Origin of the sequence: Clostridium sp. (genome assembly GCF_032552055.1) — a bacterium.
Taxonomy (GTDB): domain Bacteria; phylum Bacillota; class Clostridia; order Clostridiales; family Clostridiaceae; genus Clostridium.
The window spans coordinates 1-1,428 of sequence record NZ_JAWGSV010000413.1; the positions used below are offsets into that span (position 1 = coordinate 1).

The 1,428-nt window shown below is 23.3% G+C and carries 1 protein-coding gene; it reads left to right on the forward strand.

The genetic code is table 11. The features are described 5' to 3' along the window. Positions 1-263: 263 nt before the first annotated feature. Positions 264-686 carry a hypothetical protein gene (locus E6248_RS16005; protein ID WP_316341761.1) on the forward strand — a complete coding sequence of 141 codons (423 nt, stop codon included), beginning with the start codon at positions 264-266 and terminating at the stop codon, positions 684-686. Positions 687-1,428: the final 742 nt, after the last annotated feature.

A 1,428-nucleotide genomic window follows, 5' to 3' on the forward strand; every position in this document is an offset into this window, starting at 1 on the left:
CTATAGAGGTTATCGAGAGTATAAGAGAAATAATAAATATATTAGATAAATCATAATTTATATTCTGAAATAGATTGTTAAGGGGTTATATCTTAGTTAATAGAGTATAGCCTTTTTTGCTTTTAGATAAAGATTAAGAAGCTAGTAATAAGGAGATATAGAAAAATATGTTTAATAAAAATAATAGGTATATGACGAGAGGTATTAAAATAAATTACACAACTATGTTATAATTGAAATATAAGTATATATGAGTGTTAAAGGTGGTTAAAAAAACTTGGGACTGGATTCTATTTATAGTTGCAATAGTATATTTAATTATAGCATTTAAAGAAGTGTTTGATGGATTTAATAAAAGCACTATGTTTAGTACTGATGGATTTACATTAGTAATGATAGTAATTACATTCATAGGAACTTTAATATCTAATGCTAAATTATATATACCTATTGTAAATAATTTAATTTTAAGAATTAAAAACTATGATTATAGATTAACTTTACAATTAAAAACAAATGGAGATACAGTTAATTTGAAATCATATAAGGATAGTGTTGAAAATAGTATTTTTAAAAATATAAATATGTTAAAAAAATCAATTAGCCCAATCTATATAATAAACACAATTGAGGAAGCTATAGAAGATGATAGTGATGTCATAAATAAAGAATCAATATCTAATTAGAATAAATTATTTTAAATAATAGCAATAGGTGCACTTGTTAAGAATTTAAACTCTTAATAAGTGCATTTTGATTGATTACTTATAAAGATAATTAGTAAGGTGTAGGTACTAGTTATCTTGAAAAAAATAAAAAACCTCACTTCAATACGATACGGAGAACCGTATCATAAGTAAGGGAATATAGAATTTAATATTTTAGCAATAAACAAGTAAGAGAAAAATAGATATAAAAAATGGATTAAGCTTATATGGTGTATATAAATTTAAAATTTTAACAAGTAAAAAGATATAAATATTTAAGTAGTATATAACAATCCTAAGTAGAAAAAATGTTTCATGATGAAGCATCCTAAAGTACAGATATTTCTTAAGAATATGGTTATATAAAAGAATCACTAGCACCTAAATATCTTAATGATACTAAGGGATATTGCGGGGGTGAAAATATATTTGTAAAAAGGTTGATGCTAGAGCCCTACAAGAACATTGGAAGAGTGAAGTAGAGTGGATTAGGTATTGATAAAACTTGCCTAAGACTAGTTTAATTATAAAAAAACTGGTTATAAACAATATTATTTACAAAAAAGGTTGCTATTAAACAAAAAATATGTTATTATAAATGAGTAGCAAAGTTGCTAACAATAAAAAGTTTCATTTAGGTAAATAGTTTCTCATCAATTAGAGATTATTATATCAATTTAGAATCTTTAATTTCAGGAGGAATATTTATGTCAGATAAAAC